Here is a 21,162-nt window from a genome sequence, read left to right on the forward strand (position 1 = left end):
ACAGAGTCCCAGCTTTCTCCCGGATTCGCGCGCGGGCCCTTTCAGAAATTGCCTCGACCCAGCCTATCTAGAAATCTCAGTATCGGGATTCCCTCTATGATCTCGCCATATGACCGGCTTTCGGAGGTCGCAGTCAGCCAGATCAGAGCCGCAAGCGCCAACGTGCGCCAGGAGGCGGGCAATCCGAGAATCACAAATCCTAGAGCTGCACCGAGGGAGTTTGCTCCAGTATCGCCAAGCATCGCTCGCTCCCCCAAGTCCATCGGAGCAAAGGCAATAGCGGCGCCTAGCGCACCCGAGGCAGGGTCGAGTATCCGCGCAATGGCGCCGGGGCCTAACAGAGCCCCGCTGAGGGCCACTGCAATCCCGCACCCCGCTAGGAAGCCCTTCGCAGCCCTGCCTGGGCGACGATCCAGCAGGTTCACGAAGTTGGCTGCTAGGGCGACCACTGCAGCGTCAAGCAGGAGCCGCACGCCGCGCCCACCCATCACCGCCACGGCGCCCGTGGCCACTAATCCCCCTAGGATCACCTTGAGCGCACCAGTGGTCACGATCCTTTGCTTCAGCGCCCCCATGTGCCCAGCGAACCCCGAATGGTCGTGGTCGCCAAGCATGTCGTCGACGAACCCTGCAAGGCCAAACCCAAGCGACAATGCTAGATACGCGCCCAGGCGGCAGGCCGCATATCCTGCGCTGGCCGTGCCCTCACTCTGGCGCCAATTGGCGCCGACCGCGTTGGCCAGGAAAGGCATGCCCGCGATCACTGCACCAAACACAGCCAGCGCCACCGGACCGCCGACCGCTCCCAGAATCACCATGATGCCGCCTGGAAATGCGACCGGTCGGCGTCTGTAGTTTGGAACTGGTCCAATCGTGCGCAGCAGCATTTCGGTTATGCCTCGTGAGGATGCGCGTGTGATGACAGCCCCTGCCACGGCGATTGCCACGACTTTCACCAGGAGTGGCTGAACCGTTCGTCGTACCCCCAATCGTGAACTGATCGGTCAATGGAACGCTCTTGAGGCGACCACGGCGGCAACCGCCCAGAACTGCTTGCCCCTGTGGATAATGCCCTTGGCATTCATGCCTGTATCCCGGTGGCGCATCTGCGTGGGCACTTCCACTATGTTGTAACCAGCGCTAAGCCAGTCTATTGCCAGTGCCACTTCCAGCCCAAATCCCACGCCACTCCAGCGGTCGCATGCAGACGCTCCAATCCCCCCGTCCAGAAGCGCATACAGGGCGTCCGCCCTCATCGCTCGTTGACCTGATAGTGGCCATGCAAGACGGACCCCAGTTAGGCAGGCCACACCCGTCCTGGCAAGCCCAACAGCCAGGCCAATCCCTCCCCTCCGAGTTTTCGGGAAGCCCGCGACTGCCATGTCCGCCTCGTCCCGCCTCACCGGGTGGATTACCAGAGTGAGCTCAGATGCAGTCTGAGCGAGGTCAGCATCTGCGAATGCTACGATACTTGGTCCCACCGCGCGAGCAGTTCGAAGCCCCGCAACGATGGCTGCGGCCTTGCCGCGGTTCCTTTCACATCTGACTATCTCCGCTCCAGCCAGGAGCCCGCGACGAGCGGTATCGTCACTTGAGCCATCATCGACGACCATCACCAGATCCACTGCTTCGCACCTGTGCAGTGCCTGCACAGTGTCGCCGACCGTGGCCTCCTCGTTGAACGCGGGCACTATTGCCACAACCGGCCCCACTCCGCTCACTCCTTGCCATCTGGGAGCAGCGGGAGAAAGGCCGGGGCTGGAGGCATTCCGAAGGCGCCCTCTGCGCCAGCGAGAGCCATTACTGCCGCTACAGTTCCGGGGACCTGGCTAATCCCATATACCTGGGTGCAGCCGGATGCACCGTATGTGGAAGCCATGCCCCTGCCAGAGCGGGCCCCAGTTCCAGTCTCAGTTCCAGTCCCGGATTGGGTTCCAGTGCCAGTTCCAGTGCCGGCGCCGGCCTCCGCTCCGGCGTAGGCGCCGGCTCGCCCTCCGGTCATTTCCCCGGCCCACCCAATCACACGCGGCATGTTGCTCCTCTGTGCCTCGCAGCCCAGAGCGTCGATGAATTCGGTGCGTCGGCCAGCTGGAATCTCGGGCAAAGCCAGCACAAGCAGAGCATCAAACCTGCAGTCTTGCGACATCTTCACCTTCGCGACTCCGGTGGCTGCGAGCGACCTGACCCTCCCTAGGTCAGACGAGGCCACCGCCTGCGCCCACACCGCAATCTCGTCGGACCGGGCCCCGATGAGCCGGTTATCTCCTATCGTTATGATGGCGCCTACTGTGCCCCCTGCCACTCGGCACGCCCTCTCCGCCAGGGCCACATCACCCGCTTCAACAAGCGGCATGGCAACAATGGCGATGGTCTTCCCTGCGAGCCTCCCCTGCACAATGTACGGCATGGTCTCCTCGGCGTACTTCAGTGATGCGCCAAGTTCCCATGCGAGGTCATCCCTCTCCCTGGCGAGCCTGGCGAAATCCGAGTGAAGCTGGTCAATGAGCGCACGCTGCTGACCTGCCAGACCCTCGTCGCCAGCCATGGAGGCGCCCAGGAGTATGCCGATTCCCAGAGCCACGAGGACAGCCACAAGTGACACAACATGGTATCTCAGACCCATCACCGCAATCGCCCCGCTCTATTCACTGATCCGGGCTAGATCGGGGGACATCCCGGAGTGCCCTGCAGAGACTGGCGAAACCAATTCCGATCTAGAGGAACCCCAGCATCACCCTGATCCTGAGCAGTATCAGCTTGGCAATGCCCGATACTGCATGGGACGAGAAAACCGAGGCCGCCAAGGGGACAGTCGCAGCAGCGAGTATCCACGCGATGTGCCCCACTCGTAGCCTTCCCCTGTACAGCTCGCTCACTCCGCGCGCATCCACGAGAAGCGCCCCCACCTTCAGCCGTGCCAGAAACGTGCTTCCCATTCCAGGCCTGCCCTTCTCAAGAAAGTCGCGCATGTTCGAGTGGGCGCCAAGCGCCACGATCAGAGAAGCCCCCTTATCATAGGCAAGCAGCATCGCTGCGTCTTCGCTTGTTCCGGGGCAGCGGAAGGTCATGTGAGGAAGGCCCATGGATGTGAGGCGATCAGATGCAGGCGATCGCCCGTCAGGGTAGGCGTGAGCGATGAGCTCCGCGCCGCACCCGAGTGCGTGGTCGGAGACTGAGTCCATGTCGCCAATGATGATATCGGGAGGAAATCCCTTCTCGAGGAGGGCATCCGCACCGCCGTCGACACCGATGAGAACAGGCCGCATGTCGCATATGTAGGACTGGATTGCCTCCAGATCCTCGCGGAACGCCGATCCACGCACTGCGATGAGACAATGCCTGCCTCGAATTCGAGTGTTGATGGCAGGGCACTCCACTCCTCCGAGGATGATGTCTTTCTCCTTGATGGCGTACTGGAGGGTATTCACCACGAACTTCTCAAGTTCAGGCTCGAGGTTCTCCTCTGCGCGCTCGTACATGGCTTCCACCCGCTCGCGGGTGAGCCATTCCCCAGAGGCCAGCTCAACGCCCCCCCGGTACACTGTCGCTTCTCGCACCTCAATTTCGTCGCCATCGGCCACGAGGTCCAGCAGCTGCTCACCCACGCCATCCAGAACCGGGATACCCGCATCGAGCAGCATTAGGGGTCCGGGGCAACGGTATCGGCCAGTGATGGACTGACTTGCGTTCACCACTGCCATAGGCTTCGCGGCAATGATAGAGCTGGCTGACACTTCATCAATGTCCGCATGGGATATGATGGCAATATCGCCTGGCGCAATCCGCTGCACAAGGCGCTTCGTGTGCCTGTCAGCCACGGCCCTGCCAACGGCCTTGCCAGCGGACAAGCGGGGCTCATTGTTGCTCACGTTCTTATTGTCCCATTGGCGCTTGCGAGCATACGTCGGTCCGTCAGGACCGAGCCAGCATGTCGAGGCGGATCTTGTCGGCAACCCTGGCGATGAATGCCGAATTCGTGGGGCGGCCCTTCTCCGCGTCCACAGTGTGGCCGAAAATGCCGTTGAGCGTGTCGATATCCCCTCTTGACCACGCAATCTCAATGGCGTGCCGCATGGCGCGCTCCACGCGAGACGGAGTCGCTCCGCGCGAAGCAGCTATCGTTGGGTAGATCACTCGGGTGACATTCCCAGATACCTGCCCCTCATCCAGAGCCATCAGAATCGCGTCGCGCAGGTAGGCATGGCCTAGCAGGTGAGCGGGGATTCCCATCTCGTGCAGGAGGCTAGTGACGTAGATCTCCGGACGTGCGGAATCCGGCGGAACAGATGTGAACCGCCGGATTCTATCGGTGAGCACGCCGAAATCGAACGGTTTCATGATGTAGTAGTCGGCCCCCGCTGCGATCATCCTGGATACAACTGCTTCCTGTCCGACCGCGGTGAGCACGATGACACACGGACGGTTTGGAATACTCGCGTGGCGAAGGTGCTCGATTACTCCGATTCCGTCGAGATGTGGCATGATCAAGTCCAGCAGAATCAGGTCTGGACTGATCCTGGCAGCCATCTCGAGGCCTTCCACTCCATCGTGGGCTATGCCCACGACCTCCATGTCGGGCTGAATGCCTAGGTACTCCGCCGTCACGCGGGTGAAATCCACATTGTCGTCAACCAGCAGGATGCGCGTACGACCATCTGGCATCATCGGGCACCTCCGTCACTAGCCGCCCAATGCTTTCTACGCACTCCCGCGGTTTCCCTTCCGTCACGCACCCGATCCCGGGTCCACTAGTCCACAGCGTATTGCGTAAAGAGCAACCTGTATTCTGTTCTCAAGGCCAAGCTTCCTGCGTATGCTTGTGACGTAGTTCTTGACAGTCTTGTCGGATATGAATAGCTTCTCCCCAATGCTCTGATTGCTCAGCCCCATGGCAACCATATTTATGATCTCGCGCTCCCTCGGAGACAGCTTCTCCAGCGCGAGCGCTTTGGACGAATCGGTGTCGGGCTTCGCTTCGGGCACAGGCCTCACCTCTCAACCCCTTCCGGGCGTATCAACAGGCGAAGCAAGACTGCTTCCCTATCTGGCGCTAACATAATATGATGTGCCGAATTCTGCCGTGTATGGGCCTTTCGACGGTGAGTCCCCACTTTTCCAGAAGACCCGCGGCATCCAGCATGTACTCAGCAAACACACCATAGCCTCGGGTCGGATCCGAGACAAATACGTGCGTGACGGCGCCTATCAGCTTGCCGTCCTGTATCAGAGGAGAGCCGCTCATCCCCTGAACTATCCCGCCAGTCCGCTCCACAAGCAGGGGATCAGTCACCCTAATCACCAGGCCCCGACCGCCTGGACGTGACTGACGTGACACTTTCACAATCTCCACCGCAAAGCGTTCTATGGTAGTCCCGGATATCACCGTAAGCATCTCAGCCGGGCCCTCGTGGACCGCCGACGCCAGGGCGACAGGAATTGGCTCTGGGTAGAATGGGTTATCCACGCCTGAGGCGAGCGTGCCATATATGCCAACCGATGTGTTGGAATCCACCACCCCGATATTGTCTCGCGCACCCGCGAAAGCCCCGATCTTCTCTCCGGGCTGGCCAACTCCGCCTGACTCAATCCCTGTGACCCTCGCAGATACGATCCTGCCGTCGGTTATGCCAACTTCCTTCCCCGTTTGCGCATCCAACACCACGTGACCTAGAGCGCCGAAGCGGCCCGAGACAGCATGCCAGAAAGTGAGGGTTCCGACGCCGGCAGCGTTATCCCTAACATACGCTCCGATACGGAATCCGGCCTCACATTGAGCAGGTGTGATCTGGAGATCGATCTCCCGCCCTGCCCTCGCGATCCGGACCGTTGCCTGCCCGCGGCTACGGGCGGCAGATGACACGAGTTCCTCGAGATCCGCCGAGTCCGCTACGGGCCTGCCCTCCACCGAAAGGACGACATCTCCGACCCGAATGCCTGCATCGCGCGCCGGGAGGTATCTGCCGCCATCTACGCCGATCACTGGGTACAACCCCATCACACACACACCGTTGGATGCAAGGAGTATTCCGATGGAGTGGCCGCCTGGCACAACACGCATCTCAGGCACGACGTCAACTACGAGACGCCTGACTGGAATGCTCAGCCTGCCTTCGCCCAGACGCACCTCGACCTCAGTCCGGCCTGGGCGGGCGGGCGTAACAGAGATGCTGCTTCCGCCTGCCCTATTGATGAGAAGAGAGTCCGACGGATCTGAGAGCACCGCCCCCTGCCAGGGGATTCGCGTGTCGATGTCGAACGCCTGGCCCTGGGACACCCGCATTCGAGCTGGCCTCCAGGTCAGCTCCAGGATCGGACCTCCTGCGAAGAGCAGCACAGTCAGGATAAGGATTGCTGCCGCGCCTGCAACCCATTTCGACGTTGTCCGCATGTTCCACCCGCTTCGTCGCGGGCTCTCGTCGGGAAAACGCTGACGCCCGCGCGGGTATAAAGTGTCCGCGGTGGATGCAGCGTATTCGCGACAAAACATGCTCGGGTTGGCAACGCGGTATGGCAGTGTGGTAGGTGTCTACGCCCGTTTCATGCGGGAGATGAAGAAGCCGTCGGCGCCGGATTTCGAGGGGAGCAACTCAAACATGTCGGAGGACTCGCTCCTGCATAAGCCACACGCCGCCTCTGAGGGCATGTGCGGCGCGATGGCGGAGCGTGCGAAATCGCGATGACTTGCGAGAAAGGCAGCGACCTGTTCCTGATTCTCCGCCCGGGTGAGTGTGCATGTGCTGTATACCAGCGTTCCGCCGCTTTTCACGCAGGCGGCGGCGGAACTGAGTATCTGGGCCTGTAGGTCCGCCAGGACGGCTATCTCCTCCGGACTCTTCCGAAAACGCGCGTCCGGGCGTCGCGCGAGCACTCCCAGCCCAGAGCAGGGTGCGTCCACAAGAACGGCATCAGCCTGCCCCGAATAGGACTCGGCCAGGACACGTGCATCACAGCAGATCGGCTCAACAGAGGATAGGCCCAGCCTCTCGGATGACTGCCTGATCATCTCCACTCGGTCAGGTGCGACATCGGCCGCGAGAACTCGTCCGGAATCCCGTGCAAGCTCCGCAATGTGAGTGGCTTTCCCGCCCGGAGCAGCACAGGCATCGATCACGAAATCCCCAGGCTTCGCTGCCAGAACATGGGCAACGAGCATCGAACTCTCGTCCTGAACGGAGAACTGCCCCTGATCGAAGCCTGGAAGGGACTCCACCGAATCGATGGGCCCCTCTACTCTGAGAGCCTCCGGGACCAGCTGGCCAGGCGTTGCCGACACCCCTGCCTTCTTCAGGGAATCAGACACAGCATCGACTGTTCCCCTTGCTGTGTTGGCGCGCAACACCACCGAAGGAGCGTCATTGCCCGCCCGAAGCATCTCCTCGGCATTCTCCGGGCCGTAATTCTCAATCCAAAGCCGCACAAGCCACTCTGGATAGGAGAGCCTCACTGCCATAGCGCGGGCCTGCCCGCAAGCGGGATCGGGAAAACCCGGTTCGAAACTGGGTGATGCGATCCGCCTCAGCACCGCATTGGCGAACGAGGCGATGCCAGAATGCGTGAGGCGCCTCGCGGATTCCACTGCCTCTGACACAGCAGAATGCTTCGGGATCCGCGACATGAACATGATCTGGTAGGCCCCTGTGCGCAGTATCGCGAGAGCCAGAGGGTCGATCTGCGACACCAGCCTCGCAGCAGAAGACTCAATGCACCAGTCCAGGGTGACCCTGCGGCGGATGGCGCCGAAGGCGATCTCCATGCCAAGCCTTCGCTCCCTTGGATCCATCACCTTCCCGCACAAAGACAATGACCAGGCGGCATGGGCGAACATGCCGTCCTGATCACATCGGTAGGCGACTTCTATTGCGAGGTCTCTTCCACACGGGGCTGACCTCCGAAAGTCAGGGCGCCTAATCACGTCTGCTGTTCCTCAGGACAAGCAACCTCAGAAGCTGGGTTACTGCAACCGCTGCCGCAGCGACATAGGTGAGGGCGGCCGCCTCAAGGACACGTCTGGCTGCAGGTATTTCGTCTGCTGTCACATAGCCGCCGTCTGATAGAAGCGCTAGAGCCCTCGCGCTCGCGTTGAACTCCACCGGAAGGGTTATCAGCTGAAATGCCACCGCTCCGATGAAAAGCCATATTCCCAGGCTCATCAGGAACTGCCCACCCTGGCTTGACGCTAGGAGCATGCCAACGATGAACAGCGGAACTGCTAGAGACGACCCGAAACTCGCCACTGGCAATATGGCCTGGCGCAGAGCCAAAGGGCCGTAGCTATCCTGGTTCTGCATCGCATGGCCACTCTCATGGGCCGCAACTGCCACCGCGGCAATTGACGGACTCCCATATACTTGCGGAGAAAGGCGAAGGGTCTTAGTTCTTGGGTCAAAATGATCTCCCAGCATTGTGCCTATCTCTTCGACCTTGACATCGCGCGCGCCATTCGAAGCGAGTATCCCGCGCGCCACATCGCCGCCTGTCATGCCGTAACTGGAGCGAATGCGCAGGTAGCGATTGAAGGTAGACTGCACCTTCATTTGAGCGTACAGCGCGAATATGAACGCCGGTATCACCAGCAGATAGGTAGGGTCGTAATAGTACATGAAAGGCAAGGTCAATCACCCCTTTCCCATTCGAGCGCTCCCTGCAGCGCACTAGTTTGACGAGCCGTAGCCCAGAAGCGCACCGGAGGAGATCCTCCGGCCCCTCGCGAACTCCGAGGCCTTCATGCACCTCTTGCCGGCAGGCTGAACCTCATCCATGGCCACTGCTTCAGCGCCAGACCTGCCGCATCTGATGATGAGCTCACATCGTGGCCCCACGATTACCTGCCCGGAAAGGCAGTTCGCGCCTGCCGGGCTATCCACCACACTGGCACGGAGGACCCGCAGAAGCTGTCCGTCAAGGCTGGTCCTGGCGCCAGGCTGGGGTGATAGCGCGCGAATACGGTTGACTATCTCGCGCGCTCCCCGAGTCCAGTCGATCTCCTCATCCTCAGGGGATATCTTCGGCGCATAGGTGGCAAGGCCGTGATCCTGTGCTTTTCGAGGCGCTCTCCGCTCTTCCAATAGACGAAGAAACCTGACAAGGAGTTCCCCACCAGCCTGCGCAAGCATTCGCGACATCTCGCCTGCATCCGCATGTGCCGGGATTGCTACGCGCTGAACTAGGCCCATATCGCCAGTGTCCCAGCCTTCGTCCATGTACATGATCGTTACTCCGGTCTCGGCATCTCCGTTCATGAGGCATCTCTGAATCGGCGCAGCGCCTCTGTAGCGAGGCAGAAGCGAAGGATGGACGTTGATAAACCCATGCCTGGGAACGGCTAGAAGGCTGCCTGGGATCTTCTGCCCGAAGGCCGCCACCACAGCCACATCTGGATCGAGGGACTGCATCGACTGGATGAACTCCGGAGTGCTCACCCGGCGAGGCTGAACAACGGCGTAACCAAGCTTCTCTGCGGCTTCCTTCACCGGCGGAGATGCAATGCGTCTGCCCCTGCCCGCGGGCTTGTCGGGCTGTGTTGCTACGCATTGAATATCATGCCCCGCAGAGCTCAAAGCAAGAAGTGCTGGCACGGCAAACTCGGGCGTTCCCATGAACACTACGCGCACAGGCTAATCACCATCCGATTCTTCCACAGGATGCACATTCTCAGCCTTGTCAGTGAAGAGCACACCATCAAGATGATCTATCTCATGCTGCAAAACCCGGGCCAGAAGATCCTGCGCCTGGATTGCGACGCGTCGTCCGCGTCTGTCGTACGCCTCAACATCCACTTCGGCCGCCCGCTTGACGCGCCCCACCATTCCGGGAACCGAGAGGCATCCTTCATCGCTGCAATCCTCGCCTTTGGCGGCAACCACGGCGGGGTTGAACAGCGTCCTAGGTCCGTCACCCGCGTCCACAACTATCAGGCGCAGCGCGACACCGACCTGAGGGGCGGCTAGCCCAACGCCGGGCGCGTCGTACATCGTCTCCAACATGTTCGAAGCAAGCTTAAGCATCGCTGCGTCGATGGTCCGGACCGGCCTGGCCTTGCCCCTGAGCACCGGATCGCCATCGGTGCGAATCTCCAATATCAACTGCGAATCCTCCATTCAGATCGTACGGATCAGGTGATGACGAACCCCACAGCACGGGATGCTGCACTACACCACTACAGGATACTCTCTGGGTTCGTGTTCAGAGCTATTGTAACCCCGCTTGCCGGACCTTCGCAACCTGGCAGGGCCGCAGCGCGCAGGGCTGCGATGCTTCCGGAGAGCAGCAACACATGCCACCTGTATTTGCCCGCTATCCTCGAGATTGGAGCAGGCGCAGGGCCAACGATCTCCACCTGCCCTTCGAGAACGGGCTTGCTGCCAGCACAGGCCGATGCTGCCCTGCCTGCGGCCTTCACGACCTGGGATTCATCAGGGCCGGCGATCAGGATGCGCAGAAGAGCGCGCACTGGAGGATAGCCAAGGCTTTCTCTCTCGGCGAGTTCCGCCTCGTAGAATCCACGGTAGTCGTGGCATGCCGCCTTGGAGATGGAATAATGCCCTGGGTTGTACGTCTGCACGAACACCGTTCCTGGAACCTCACCCCGGCCGGATCTGCCAGCCACCTGCGATATCAGCTGGAATGTGCGTTCGGCGGCGCGGAAGTCCGGGAGATTGAGAGCGGTGTCCGCCGAAACCACTCCCACCACGGTCACGTTCGGGAAGTCCAACCCTTTCGCGATCATCTGTGTCCCAACCAGGATATCCGTGTTTCCGCGGCCAAAAGCCTCCAGTATTGCCCTGTGAGCGCCTTTGCGCCGAGTGGTGTCCACATCCATTCTGGCCACCCGTGCATCCGGGAAGGAACTCCGCGCTTCCTCCTCGATGCGCTCAGTGCCTGCCCCGAAATACCTGATTCTTGCGCCTCCGCAAGATGGACAGGCCGTTGGGACCTGCTCCACATGGCCGCAGTAGTGGCACACCATCTCCGAGCATCCAGCGTGGTAGGTCAGGGATACTTCGCAGTTCGGGCATTTTACAACATAGCCGCAATCCCGGCATAGCACGAAAGTGGAGTATCCCCTGCGGTTCATGAACAGAATCGCCTGACGCCCATGGGCGAGGCACTCCTGCATTGCCCCACGAAGTGAGCGGCTGAAGATCGTCCGATTGCCGGACTTGAGCTCGGCACGCATGTCGACCACGACGATGCTCGGCAGAGGTCTGTCATCGATTCGACTGGGCATCTCCACCCTTGAGTAGTGCCCTGCCTCGGAAGCCCGGTACGACTCTATGCTTGGAGTCGCGGATCCCAACACCACCGTCGCCCCGGCCCTCTCTGCCCTGAACCTAGCCACCTCACGCGCATGATACCTTGGGGAATCATCTTGCTTGTACGAGGAGTCATGTTCCTCGTCGATGATGATGACCCCTAGCGACTTCACCGGAGCGAAGACCGCCGATCTTGCTCCAACAACCACATCGGCTTCGCCGCGGCGTATCCTCTCCCACTCGTCGAGCCTCTCGCCCGCCCCGAGTGCGCTGTGGAGAACCGCGACGCGGCGGCCGAACCTCCCCATTACCCTGTCCGCCATCTGCGGGGTAAGCGATATGTCCGGCACAAGCAGAATAGCCTGCTTGCCCTGGGAAAGCGCGTGCTCGATCGCCTTCAGGTACACCTCAGTCTTGCCGGAGCTGGTCACGCCGTGAACTAGCACCACGCCCCCGCCGGAGTCCATACGGGAAACCACGGCATCCACCGCTCGCTCTTGATCAGGCGCGAGTTTGAAAGCAGCTTGACGCGGAATGCCGAGGCCTGCGGCTGGGTCTCTGGCCACTGTTAGGTCCGCCCGCTCCACTAGCTTCCGTCGAACGAGCGCATCAAGAGCGGACGAAGAGCAGCCCGCCTGCCGCAGCAGATCGGCCCTTGGGATCGGCGCCGGCCCTGTCGGCGCCAGTCCATTCTGCGCCGCCCTGGCCAGCGCCCTCAGGATTCCGGCCTGAGCAGGACTCCTTGCGGCAAGCTCATCGGCGATGGATTCGGGATCCACTGCGGAAGCCGAAAGCCGAAACGCGCGGACGGTGCGGGGACGGACCTTCGGAGGCATCCATTCGGCCTCAGTCTCCACAAGCCCAGCTCGGACCAAGGCCGCAACCTGCCTTGATGCATCGCCAATCCCGAGCACAGTCCCGATTTCATCTCTCCGGGCAGCTCCGCCGCACTCAACAAGGTAGTCGAAAACCCGACGCGCGGTCGCCGTGAGCCTCGCGGCCCGGGCCTCTTCCTCAGAGCCGCTGACGTGCACCACAACCGACGACTCCACGCGAGTGCCCGATGGGAGCATGACCCGAAGCGCATCTACTAGCAAGCATATGTAAGTCTCCGACATCCACCTGGCGAGATCGATCAGATCCTCGGGGATCGGAGGGGCGCCCGCGACTGGTCCGATGATCTCGCGCACCTGATCAACCTCGGACTCATCAATGCGGCCAACAACGAATCCCTCCACGGATCGCTGGCCGAACGGCACCATCACTCTGCACCCGGGAACGATCTTCTCATGTAGATCCTCTGGGACTATGTAATCGTAGCACTTGTCAACCCTTCGGGCGGGCACGTCCACAACCACCTGGGCGTATCTTGCCTCCAAGGTGGCCTCACCTCGTATCCGTGTAGGCTTGCAGGGCTGGCGCCCTGCATCCGATTGAGATCATGGCCTGCGCCGCTCGCGCAGGATGATTCCTTCAAGGTGTCTTGCAAGGCGGGTGACTGGAAGTTCATGATCGGAGATGGGCGTGACCAGGATGGAGTATAGCCGAAGCATGCGCGCTCCCAGGATGTCGGTGAAGAGTTGATCGCCAACCATCACTGTGCCCGAAGGACCAGTTCCAAGGATCCGCATAGCGCGGCGAAATCCCCATGGCCACGGCTTCACCCAGCCGTACACGGCGGGAATGCCAAGAGCATCCCGGAAATGCTCACCCCTGGCGGCACAGTTGTTAGTGAGAAGGCACAGGCCGAACCCGGCCGCCCGCGCCCGCGCAAGCCAGTCCAAGGCCATCGGCGAGACCTTAGTGCTTCCCCAGGCAGCAAGGGTATTGTCCACATCGACGATGATTCCGGAGATCCCTCGCGCCGCTAGGGCCTTCAGGTCGATCTCCCATACTGCATCCACGCGTTCGTCCGGAGAGAGCAGGCTGATCATCCTCCCATCCCATGGCGCCATTATACCATGCGATGGGCGTGTGGTGATCCCTGCCAGTTTCAGGGGCCTGTTCTCCAGGCCTCCTTCACCGTCCTTTCGATCTCTGCCGTAAGGTCAGGTCCGAGCGCGCACTGCGGAGAGTTGACCTCGGAAGTAGTGCGATTCTCAACGATGAGGACCGCCGCGTCAGGACTCAGCACGTGAGTGTGCCAGACTGACCGTCGCACGTTGTACGCCTTCATGGGGTTCATCTCAAGCGCCCTCATCGACTCAACAGATCCATCCGGAGCGCCGCTCTCGAAAGCAAACAGAATGCACTTCCCGGCAAGCAGCACGAACACTTCGTCGGTCTCGTCGTGGCGCTGCATTGAGCGGATGTTCCCCGGCGCAACCCCGTCACAGAAACGCAATACCGCAACTCGCCATTCTCCGAAGTCTATCAATGGACTATACCCATCTGAGGTCATCGGGTATTCGTCGATCAGATGCGCGATACCCGCACGGCTTAACATGGCAGCACCCCACATTCTCTCACCCAAGCTCCACGCGGATTCTGTGCTCGCACTGCGAATCCAGGGCTTCGATGGCGCTCCGCGGCGCCAGAGCCCCTCGCGAGGTCAGCTTGAAGGATAGTTCCGCTCCGTCGACTGTCACTGCAGTCACCCTGTATTCGCCATATTGCTTATGATGCTGATTGTGGTACTCGATCCACAGTCGCCGATCAGCATGCACACACTGGACCCCAGCGCACCCCGATGAATCGAACTCATCGGCAAGAAGCCTTGGGCAGAACAGCAAGTCGCCCATGGCGCCGCGCACTCCGTAGGCCTCGGATATCATGGTGATCAGGAGCCAGCTCGCGGATCCGGTAAGGTAGTGGTACACCCCACGCCCTCTCGCATCGATGTATTCGGGGATCCCTGGGTACATTCGGCTCGCGCCCGCGTCGCGGCACAGCTTGTATACGGACTGCACGACATCCCGTCCCTCGGAGGCAAACCCGCGCTTGTATAGCGCGTTCGCGTACATCACCGCCATGTGGCTGAACATCGCCCCGTTCTCCTTGTGCCCATATGCGAAACTAAAGCACCTGCCCATGTCAGGGCGGGGGCAGATAGTGTTAGTGTTCAGGCGAATCCCTCCGTTGGCCGGATCAGCCAGGCGTTTGCGCACTGCGCTGATGATCTTGCGCACCTGTTCATCACGGGCCGCGCCTCCCATTACCGTGAACACCTGCCCAGTTAGGGTCATCACATCGCCACCAACAGCAACATCGCCCGCGCCAGCGCCCGCATCAGCGCCCTCCAGCGAGTTCCCAGCATTGTCGTAGTATCCGTTGAACCAGCCAGATCCGTCGCCGGCCTCTATCCACTCCTCCTGCCTGATGTGCTCCTTGATCCATCGCGCCTTCCGTCGCAGATCGGCCCCAAGATCAGCCGCGGGGACTCTCCTCTTTCGCCCGCTCACCATGCCAGAACAGGACGCGAAGTACTCGCCGAGCACAGCGCGCTTGTCCGGCACTGAATCGTAGTCGGTGAGATGACCGCCAGCAGTATCGATGAGGGGAGTGAGTTCCTCGGCAATCTCCAGTTCCAGCCCTGCCCGGATGCCACTTTCCATTGCGCCGTTTCGCCCAGGGCACGAGCTCTCGCCCAGGCCAGCCTCGCAGCTGCCTTTGCACGCGGCAAGGGCGTCTATCAGCTCAGCCAACCCCTCGAGGTTCCATCCATACATCGCAGTGAATGCCACGCTTTCCCCGCGGTCGCTCGCCATGTCGAGCGCATCATTCCAGTCGGCGCCCTCCAGGCGGATGGAGTTGTGCTCACCCACGTTGAAGAACTGCACCAGATGGGGAACAAGGAGATGCTCCAGGACCGACCCCAAGTATTCGGCGCCATCGGCCCGCCTGAGAACAGGCGGTTCGGCAGGGTTCCACCGTTCATCGCGCCGCTGCGCCCGGTCGAGCAGACCGTCTCTGAAGTAGCGCTGCTCCGAAAGGAGAAATTCGATATCTCCAGTGAGGTCGATGTACATCCTCACAGCTAGATACGGCCATGCTCCGTGGTCCATCCACACCCTGGGAATACCGTTCCTATCGGCTACGAACTCCCCCGGATCGTGTCCGATTATCGTGGCATTGCTGCCATCGATCCTCACCCCTGCCAGACCCGACAGAAGCAGTTCCCGGGCGGGCTCGGGCTCCAGAAGAAGAACAGCAAGGCAATCCTGCCAAAGATCTCGCCAACCTCTGCCGCCCTTGCCGTAGTCATGATGCGGAAGGAACGAGCATCCGTAGATCCGTCTGAGCATCGGTTGAAGCGTCACCCATCTCATCCACGCATCGAACTGTGGATCTCTCCCGTGGAAGGCGATTCCCCCAACCTTGCGCTCCCAGTGGGCGCAACACTCCGCCAACTGCTCTTCGAACGCCTTCGCAGAGCAGTACTTCTCGGCCAACCCGTCCACGTTGTCTTCGGAGATGGCCATGGCAATCACGTACGATCTGCTTTCCCCTGGCCGGAGCACGGCCTTTTCGAATCGGAGCGCTCCGGCAGCCTCATAGCCATCCACATTGGCCCCGGCGGGCAGCCAGTCGTCGGCATTTTCCACCACCGCTCTGGGCCATTCAAGGTTTCCACCCTCTCCCACGAAATCGAGGAGCGCAGGATAGGTTCCCACGGGCGGCGCGCCGTCTTCATCAGCTCCGAGCACCGCATATGTCAGGCGATTGGGCCTATGCCCACGTTCGTCGAAAGACATCGTCGGTGTAACCGTGACTCCGTACCGGGTAGTGCGAGCCCGGTTAAGAAGCGATGTCACGTGCCGATGGTCCCTGATATTATCGGCAGACCGACAATACATGGGTATTGCAGCGGTTGGGGTGATCTTCCGTGGATGCGCGCCCGTATTTGTCACCTTCACCAGCATTAGCTCAACCCGGTCGGCGCCCACCGGGACGAAGTTCGTGATCTCCGCCGAGATGAGGGCCTCGCGGGAGGCCCGGGTCACCCGGTGCCACAGGAACCCTGCATCAACCGTGACATCCTCTTTGGCGCAAGAGAACCCCATGGCGACCTGCCGGGCGGAATTCCCCGAGGCAGACCACGGGCCATACCCATCGACATACACCCAGAAATTCCTCGCCCAGCGCGACTCGTGGAGATCCTCCGCGCTCGCAGGAGGCATCAGGTAAGCATGTTGCCCGGCCTTGATATCGCCGTGAAGCGTGGGCGTGATAGAGCACATCATCCCCGCTTCGTTGGCAAGCGGGAAGTACAGGTAGCTGATGCCGTCTGCACTCGGAAACGTGAACTCGCCTCTCATGCCTCTACCCCTTCGTTGCTCCCTGCATCAGACCGGCAATGAACTGCCTCGACATGAACGCAAACACCACTATCAGGGGGAACGTGGCCATTACTGATCCCACCATGACCGCACCGTAGTCCACCGATGCCAGGCCTTGCATGGAGCGGAGGGCAACTGGCACTGTAAACGTGTTTCTATCGTGCAGCATTACCAGTGGCATAACAAATGAGTTCCACTGGCCGAGGAACGACATGATCCCCTGTGCGCCTAGTGCCGGGCGAATCAGCGGGAGGATGATCTGGAAGTACATCCTGAACTCGCCGCAGCCATCGATCCTGGCACTGTCCATCAGTTCACGCGGAACAGCACTGGCTATGTACTGACGCATCAAGAAGATGCCCATGGCGCTTGCCGCCCCAGGAAGATACAGAGCACGGGGGGTGTCATACCACCCGAACTTCCTCATCATGATGAACGAAGGAATGATCATGACCCAACCCGGGATCATCACGGTTCCAAGCATCACCCGGAAGAGGGCTTCGCGACCCCGGAACCTGTACATCGCGAAACCATATCCTGCGAGCGAGCAGAGGAAGAGGGTGATCACGGTGCCGATCACTGCGATGTATACACTGTTCCAGAGGTTCCTCCAGAATGGTATCTGCGCAATCAAGCTGCGGTAGTTCTCAAGGAATGAACTCCCGAACCACATCGGAGGCGGCGATGAGAATATCTGGCTCCTGCTCTTGGTGGAGAGCACAAGCATGTACCAGAAGGGGAAGAACGAGGACAAGGTGGCTATCACCAGTGGAGCATACAGCAGGATCCTGGTTAGGACCATTAGGAGCCATCGACCTGCAGCGGATCGGCCGCATTCTGTTCCTCGCGCGCTCCCAACCCGTCCTCCGCCCATTTCCAACCTTCGTCTCCTCATAGCCCGCCCTCCTCCCTATCGCCCCTCATTAGCCTGAAGTTGACCAGTGAGAATGCGAAGATCATCATGAACAACACCCACGAAATCGCAGCTGCCGATCCGAAGTATCTCCAGTCGAAGGCCACCTGGTATAGGTTCATGGCCACGGTGTAGCCTGCCATGGTCGTCCCGCCCGTCTTCGTAGTCAGGATCATAGGCTCAGTGAACAACTGCATGCTCCCGATGATCGAAAGCGTAGCTGCGAACAGTATCATCGGGCGCAGAAGCGGAAGGGTGATTCTGAAGAATACCTGCGGCCATGTAGCGCCGTCCACACGAGCCGCGTCGTAGTACTCGGTGTTTATCGCCTGCAGGCCCGCCAGGTAAAGGATGGTGTTCCAACCAGTCCACTGCCAGACGATGAGAGTGGATATGGCGGGTTTAACGTACATTGCCTTCCCAAGCCAGTTCACCGGGGGGAGCAGGGATGCCATCCTAAGCAGCGTCTTCGCTGGCCCCCACTGGCATAAGGCCTCAAGCCCGTAGTTGATCAGGCCCATCCTGTAGCTGAACATGGCTTTGAAAAGAAGTGACACGGCGATGGCAGACGTGAGATAGGGCAGGAACAGACTGGCCTTGAAGAAGTCCTTGCAGCGCACGAATCCGCCGTTAAGAATAAACGCGAATGCCAAGGCGAACACGTGCTGAGGCACGGCCGATTGGAACATGAGAACCACGGTGTTCCTCACAGCTCGCCAGAAGACGTCGTCAGTGAGAAGGTAAGTAAAGTTCTTGATGCCAGCCCACTCCATCGGTCCTACGCCATCCCAGGAGTGGAAGCCCAAGTACAGCGAAAACAGAAGGGGGAACGCGGAGAACACCAGGAACAAGATGAAAAAGGGCGAGATGAATACATAAGGAGCGGCCTTCTGGCGCCACATGGCCGAGCGGACAGCTCTTGTCCTCAACATGACCGCCACCATCCCCAAACGTAGATTATGGGAGGGGCCGGATGCATCCACCCGCACACGGGTTCCGCTCCCAGCCCCTCTGTCCGGAGCCTCATTGCCATGAATACGGCTTTACCTGGCAGTCCTCTTTTCTATCTGAGCCTTTGCTTCCTTGAGAGCAAGGTCGATATCCTTGCCTTCGTTGAGAACTGACACCAGGGCGGTGCTCACCAGGTCCGAAGCAACGATATCGAACTTATTGGTCTCAATCTCGGGTATCCGCTTCGCTATGTCGACCCACAGGATCCTCGCCTGCTGACCGGCAAGGAATTCGATCTTCTCGTTGAAGTAGTCGCCTGTCCACGCCGGCATCCAGGCAGGGAATGCGTTGGTGGTCTTGAACGAACTCATCTGGGCATCGGCATTGGCGGCGATGAACTCGATGAACTTCCAGGCGGCATCCTTATGCTTGCTCTGCTGCGGAATCGCGAGGAAGCTGCCTCCCCAACCCACTAGGAGGTTCTTCTCGCCTGCCTTGAGTGCTGGGAATGCGGCTACTCCCCACTTGCCCTTGGTCTGAGGCGCCATCCAGTTCTGGAGATGCCCTCCGAGCCAGGCGCCGCTGGGCTGGTAGGCAATCAGGCCCTCCTGGAAGCAGGTGTACCACTCATTGGTCCACGCCCCAACCTGAGCGTCCAGGCCAGCGTCTCTGAACTTCTTCGCCCACGTGAACGCGAGCTTGAAGCGCTCGGCGTCGACCAGGCACTTGCCGTTCCCGTCGAAGTATGGGCCGGTCTTTATGATCATTGTAGCTATGTCGCCAGCATCGGGGATGAGCCAGCGATCCACCTTGCCGTCGCCATTAGTGTCGCGAGTCACTTTCTTGCCGAAGTTGTAGAGGTCATCGAGGGTCTTGATCTCCTCGATCTTGGTGTTGAACTGCGCGAAGATATCGCGCCTGTAGTAGGCGCACCCAGGAGCGATGTCAACAGGCATCGCAACAAGCCTGCCATCATCGGCAGTGCTCTGGGCCCAAGCGTAGGGGGCCACATTACTCTTGTAACGTCCCGCTTCGTACGGCTTCTGCAGCAGATCCACAAGGCCGCCGCTGGTGACGAACTTCGCTATGTACCCGATCTCGACCGCAGCCACGTCTGGGGCGCCAGACCCTGCCGCTATGGTGGTGACCAGATTATCGTGGTGGTCTGCGTAACCGAGGGACTTGATCTCCACCTCGATGTCGGGATACTTGACGCTGAATTTGTCGAGCAAGGCCTTGTAGGCAGTGTCGAGGTCAGGGAATACTCCTACGACGATCTTCTCCTTGGCGGCTCCTAGCGCCGCAGAGGACATCAAGACGAGGCACAGAATGGCGGCTGCCCAGAGAATGCTCTTCTTCAAGATGAATCCCTCCTAAGGATTATTCGGTTCGCGATGGCTTACGAGTGTCAGAGTGTGCCCACCCTACTGGAACCTGACGGTATGTACCCCAAAGTAGCGCCGATAACAGCAGATTCCATGCACCACCCCTTCCGCATGCTCGATTACGCTGTACAAGAAGATCCATTGCCCGCCACAGCAAGCCCTTGCCCGCACGATTCGCGAACAATGAGTTCCGTTCGAAGCACCAGGCGGACTGGGTTCCTCTCCTCTCCAGAGATGAGCCTGAGAAGCTTGGTTGCACCCATCTCCCCCATCTCAGCCATGGGCTGACTGACTGTGGTAAGGCGCGGCCTTACCAGGCGCGCATCTCTGATATCGTCGAATCCGATCACGGCGATGTCGCCTGGAACCGTAAGGCCCCGCTCGGAAAAGAGCTCCATGGCGCCGATAGCCATCATGTCACTTGCGCAGAACACCGCAGTTGGCCTGGGCGAGATCGAAAGAAGCGCAAGCGCGCCCTCTCGGCCGCAGTCGAGCGAATAGCCACACGAGCTCACCACCTCCGGGTCAAGCCCAGCTTCCTGCATGACGGAAACATACCCACGCACACGTTCACTGCTCTCACACAGGCTATCCGGCCCCGCGATCATGGCGATTCGACGGTGGCCAAGCGACACCAGGCGCCGCGCCGCCTGCACTCCTCCGCTGAAGCTGTCAACCACCACCGAGCTAACCTCAGCGCCGATGGCCCCATCGATCAGGACTATGGGGAACCCGTCCTCCGCAAGCTTCGTGATGGCCTCCGCATCAGCGCTGCGAGGAGTGAGCACGAGGCCGCCATCGATCCTCCGCTCCCGCAGCAAGTGGACGTAGCTGACGCTTCTGGTGATGTTCTGCCCTACACAGCACACCACCATCTGGTAACCGCGATCCGACAAGGCCGATTCGATCCCATCGAGAATCGGAGCGTAGAATGGAGAGTTGAATTCGGGCACCAGCACCCCCACGAGGTCGCTGCGGCGCAAGGTCAGGCCCCTGGCCTGGGCATTCGGATGGTATTCCAGCTTCTTTATGGCCCTGGTCACTTTGGCCTGCGTATCGTGGCTCACCGGAAGCCCGTTCAGAACACGCGACACAGTAGCCTTCGAAACCCCGGCCGTTTTCGCAACGTCTGAGATAGTGGGCAATCGAACCCTCTCCCCGTGCTTGAACTGGTCTTACTTCATATCGTTGCTGCTGGCTCCGTTTATGACTGCTAGCTGGCACGTTCGTAATTGAACCGGTTTCAACACAGTTATTCGCCAGCCTCAAAGAGACTCCTTCCACAGCAAAGGAATTATTCTTCGATGAACCCCGCACTGAACCGAGCTCGCATCGGACGCATGAACTTGATCGAGGCGCGGGCCGGCAATTGAGCATTGGAC

The 21,162-nt window shown here is 60.2% G+C and carries 19 protein-coding genes; all 19 read right to left on the bottom strand.

The window, feature by feature from the left end; all coding sequences use genetic code 11:
• Window positions 1-41 precede the first annotated feature (41 nt).
• A complete protein-coding gene (locus tag VB144_07190) occupies window positions 42-887 on the bottom strand; it encodes a hypothetical protein (protein MEA4883423.1) in 846 nt (281 codons plus the stop codon).
• A 117-nt stretch (window positions 888-1,004) separates the two neighbouring features.
• Window positions 1,005-1,712, bottom strand: a complete 708-nt coding sequence (locus VB144_07195; GenBank protein MEA4883424.1) for a glycosyltransferase family 2 protein — start codon at window positions 1,710-1,712, stop codon at window positions 1,005-1,007.
• Between the two features lie 5 nt (window positions 1,713-1,717).
• Window positions 1,718-2,623, bottom strand: a complete 906-nt coding sequence (locus tag VB144_07200) for a copper transporter (GenBank protein ID MEA4883425.1) — start codon at window positions 2,621-2,623, stop codon at window positions 1,718-1,720.
• A 91-nt stretch (window positions 2,624-2,714) separates the two neighbouring features.
• Window positions 2,715-3,869, bottom strand: coding sequence for a putative cytokinetic ring protein SteA (gene steA / locus VB144_07205; GenBank protein MEA4883426.1), 1,155 nt, complete (start codon window positions 3,867-3,869; stop codon window positions 2,715-2,717).
• A gap of 43 nt (window positions 3,870-3,912) precedes the next feature.
• Window positions 3,913-4,662: a sporulation initiation factor Spo0A C-terminal domain-containing protein gene (locus VB144_07210; GenBank protein MEA4883427.1), complete on the bottom strand. Its 750-nt coding sequence runs from the start codon at window positions 4,660-4,662 to the stop codon at window positions 3,913-3,915.
• A gap of 63 nt (window positions 4,663-4,725) precedes the next feature.
• Window positions 4,726-4,983 carry a response regulator transcription factor gene (locus VB144_07215; GenBank protein ID MEA4883428.1) on the bottom strand — a complete coding sequence of 86 codons (258 nt, stop codon included), beginning with the start codon at window positions 4,981-4,983 and terminating at the stop codon, window positions 4,726-4,728.
• A 67-nt stretch (window positions 4,984-5,050) separates the two neighbouring features.
• Entirely contained in the window at window positions 5,051-6,487 is a 1,437-nt protein-coding gene (gene spoIVB / locus VB144_07220) for a SpoIVB peptidase (GenBank protein MEA4883429.1), read from the bottom strand.
• A gap of 39 nt (window positions 6,488-6,526) precedes the next feature.
• A complete protein-coding gene (gene rsmB / locus VB144_07225) occupies window positions 6,527-7,912 on the bottom strand; it encodes a 16S rRNA (cytosine(967)-C(5))-methyltransferase RsmB (protein ID MEA4883430.1) in 1,386 nt (461 codons plus the stop codon).
• Window positions 7,905-8,600, bottom strand: coding sequence for a zinc metallopeptidase (locus tag VB144_07230; GenBank protein ID MEA4883431.1), 696 nt, complete (start codon window positions 8,598-8,600; stop codon window positions 7,905-7,907). The genes rsmB and VB144_07230 overlap by 8 nt, the downstream gene beginning before the upstream one ends.
• 51 nt (window positions 8,601-8,651) lie before the next feature.
• Window positions 8,652-9,611, bottom strand: a complete 960-nt coding sequence (fmt, locus tag VB144_07235; protein MEA4883432.1) for a methionyl-tRNA formyltransferase — start codon at window positions 9,609-9,611, stop codon at window positions 8,652-8,654.
• A 3-nt stretch (window positions 9,612-9,614) separates the two neighbouring features.
• On the bottom strand, window positions 9,615-10,082 hold the full coding sequence (gene def, locus VB144_07240) for a peptide deformylase (GenBank protein ID MEA4883433.1): 468 nt from the start codon (window positions 10,080-10,082) through the stop codon (window positions 9,615-9,617).
• A gap of 74 nt (window positions 10,083-10,156) precedes the next feature.
• On the bottom strand, window positions 10,157-12,631 hold the full coding sequence (gene priA, locus VB144_07245; GenBank protein MEA4883434.1) for a primosomal protein N': 2,475 nt from the start codon (window positions 12,629-12,631) through the stop codon (window positions 10,157-10,159).
• 60 nt (window positions 12,632-12,691) lie between these two features.
• Window positions 12,692-13,186, bottom strand: coding sequence for a YqeG family HAD IIIA-type phosphatase (locus VB144_07250; protein MEA4883435.1), 495 nt, complete (start codon window positions 13,184-13,186; stop codon window positions 12,692-12,694).
• Window positions 13,187-13,245: 59 nt separating this feature from the next.
• Window positions 13,246-13,698: a hypothetical protein gene (locus VB144_07255; protein ID MEA4883436.1), complete on the bottom strand. Its 453-nt coding sequence runs from the start codon at window positions 13,696-13,698 to the stop codon at window positions 13,246-13,248.
• Window positions 13,699-13,717: 19 nt separating this feature from the next.
• Window positions 13,718-16,510: a cellobiose phosphorylase gene (locus tag VB144_07260; protein MEA4883437.1), complete on the bottom strand. Its 2,793-nt coding sequence runs from the start codon at window positions 16,508-16,510 to the stop codon at window positions 13,718-13,720.
• A gap of 4 nt (window positions 16,511-16,514) precedes the next feature.
• Window positions 16,515-17,426 carry a carbohydrate ABC transporter permease gene (locus VB144_07265; protein MEA4883438.1) on the bottom strand — a complete coding sequence of 304 codons (912 nt, stop codon included), beginning with the start codon at window positions 17,424-17,426 and terminating at the stop codon, window positions 16,515-16,517.
• Window positions 17,423-18,376 carry a sugar ABC transporter permease gene (locus VB144_07270; GenBank protein ID MEA4883439.1) on the bottom strand — a complete coding sequence of 318 codons (954 nt, stop codon included), beginning with the start codon at window positions 18,374-18,376 and terminating at the stop codon, window positions 17,423-17,425. The genes VB144_07265 and VB144_07270 overlap by 4 nt, the downstream gene beginning before the upstream one ends.
• A gap of 111 nt (window positions 18,377-18,487) precedes the next feature.
• Window positions 18,488-19,756, bottom strand: a complete 1,269-nt coding sequence (locus tag VB144_07275; protein MEA4883440.1) for an extracellular solute-binding protein — start codon at window positions 19,754-19,756, stop codon at window positions 18,488-18,490.
• A gap of 143 nt (window positions 19,757-19,899) precedes the next feature.
• On the bottom strand, window positions 19,900-20,925 hold the full coding sequence (locus VB144_07280; protein ID MEA4883441.1) for a LacI family DNA-binding transcriptional regulator: 1,026 nt from the start codon (window positions 20,923-20,925) through the stop codon (window positions 19,900-19,902).
• Window positions 20,926-21,162: the final 237 nt, after the last annotated feature.

The sequence above is a fragment of the Clostridia bacterium genome, from assembly GCA_034926675.1.
In the GTDB taxonomy this organism is placed as follows: Bacteria; Bacillota; DTU025; order DTU025; family DTU025; genus JAYFQW01.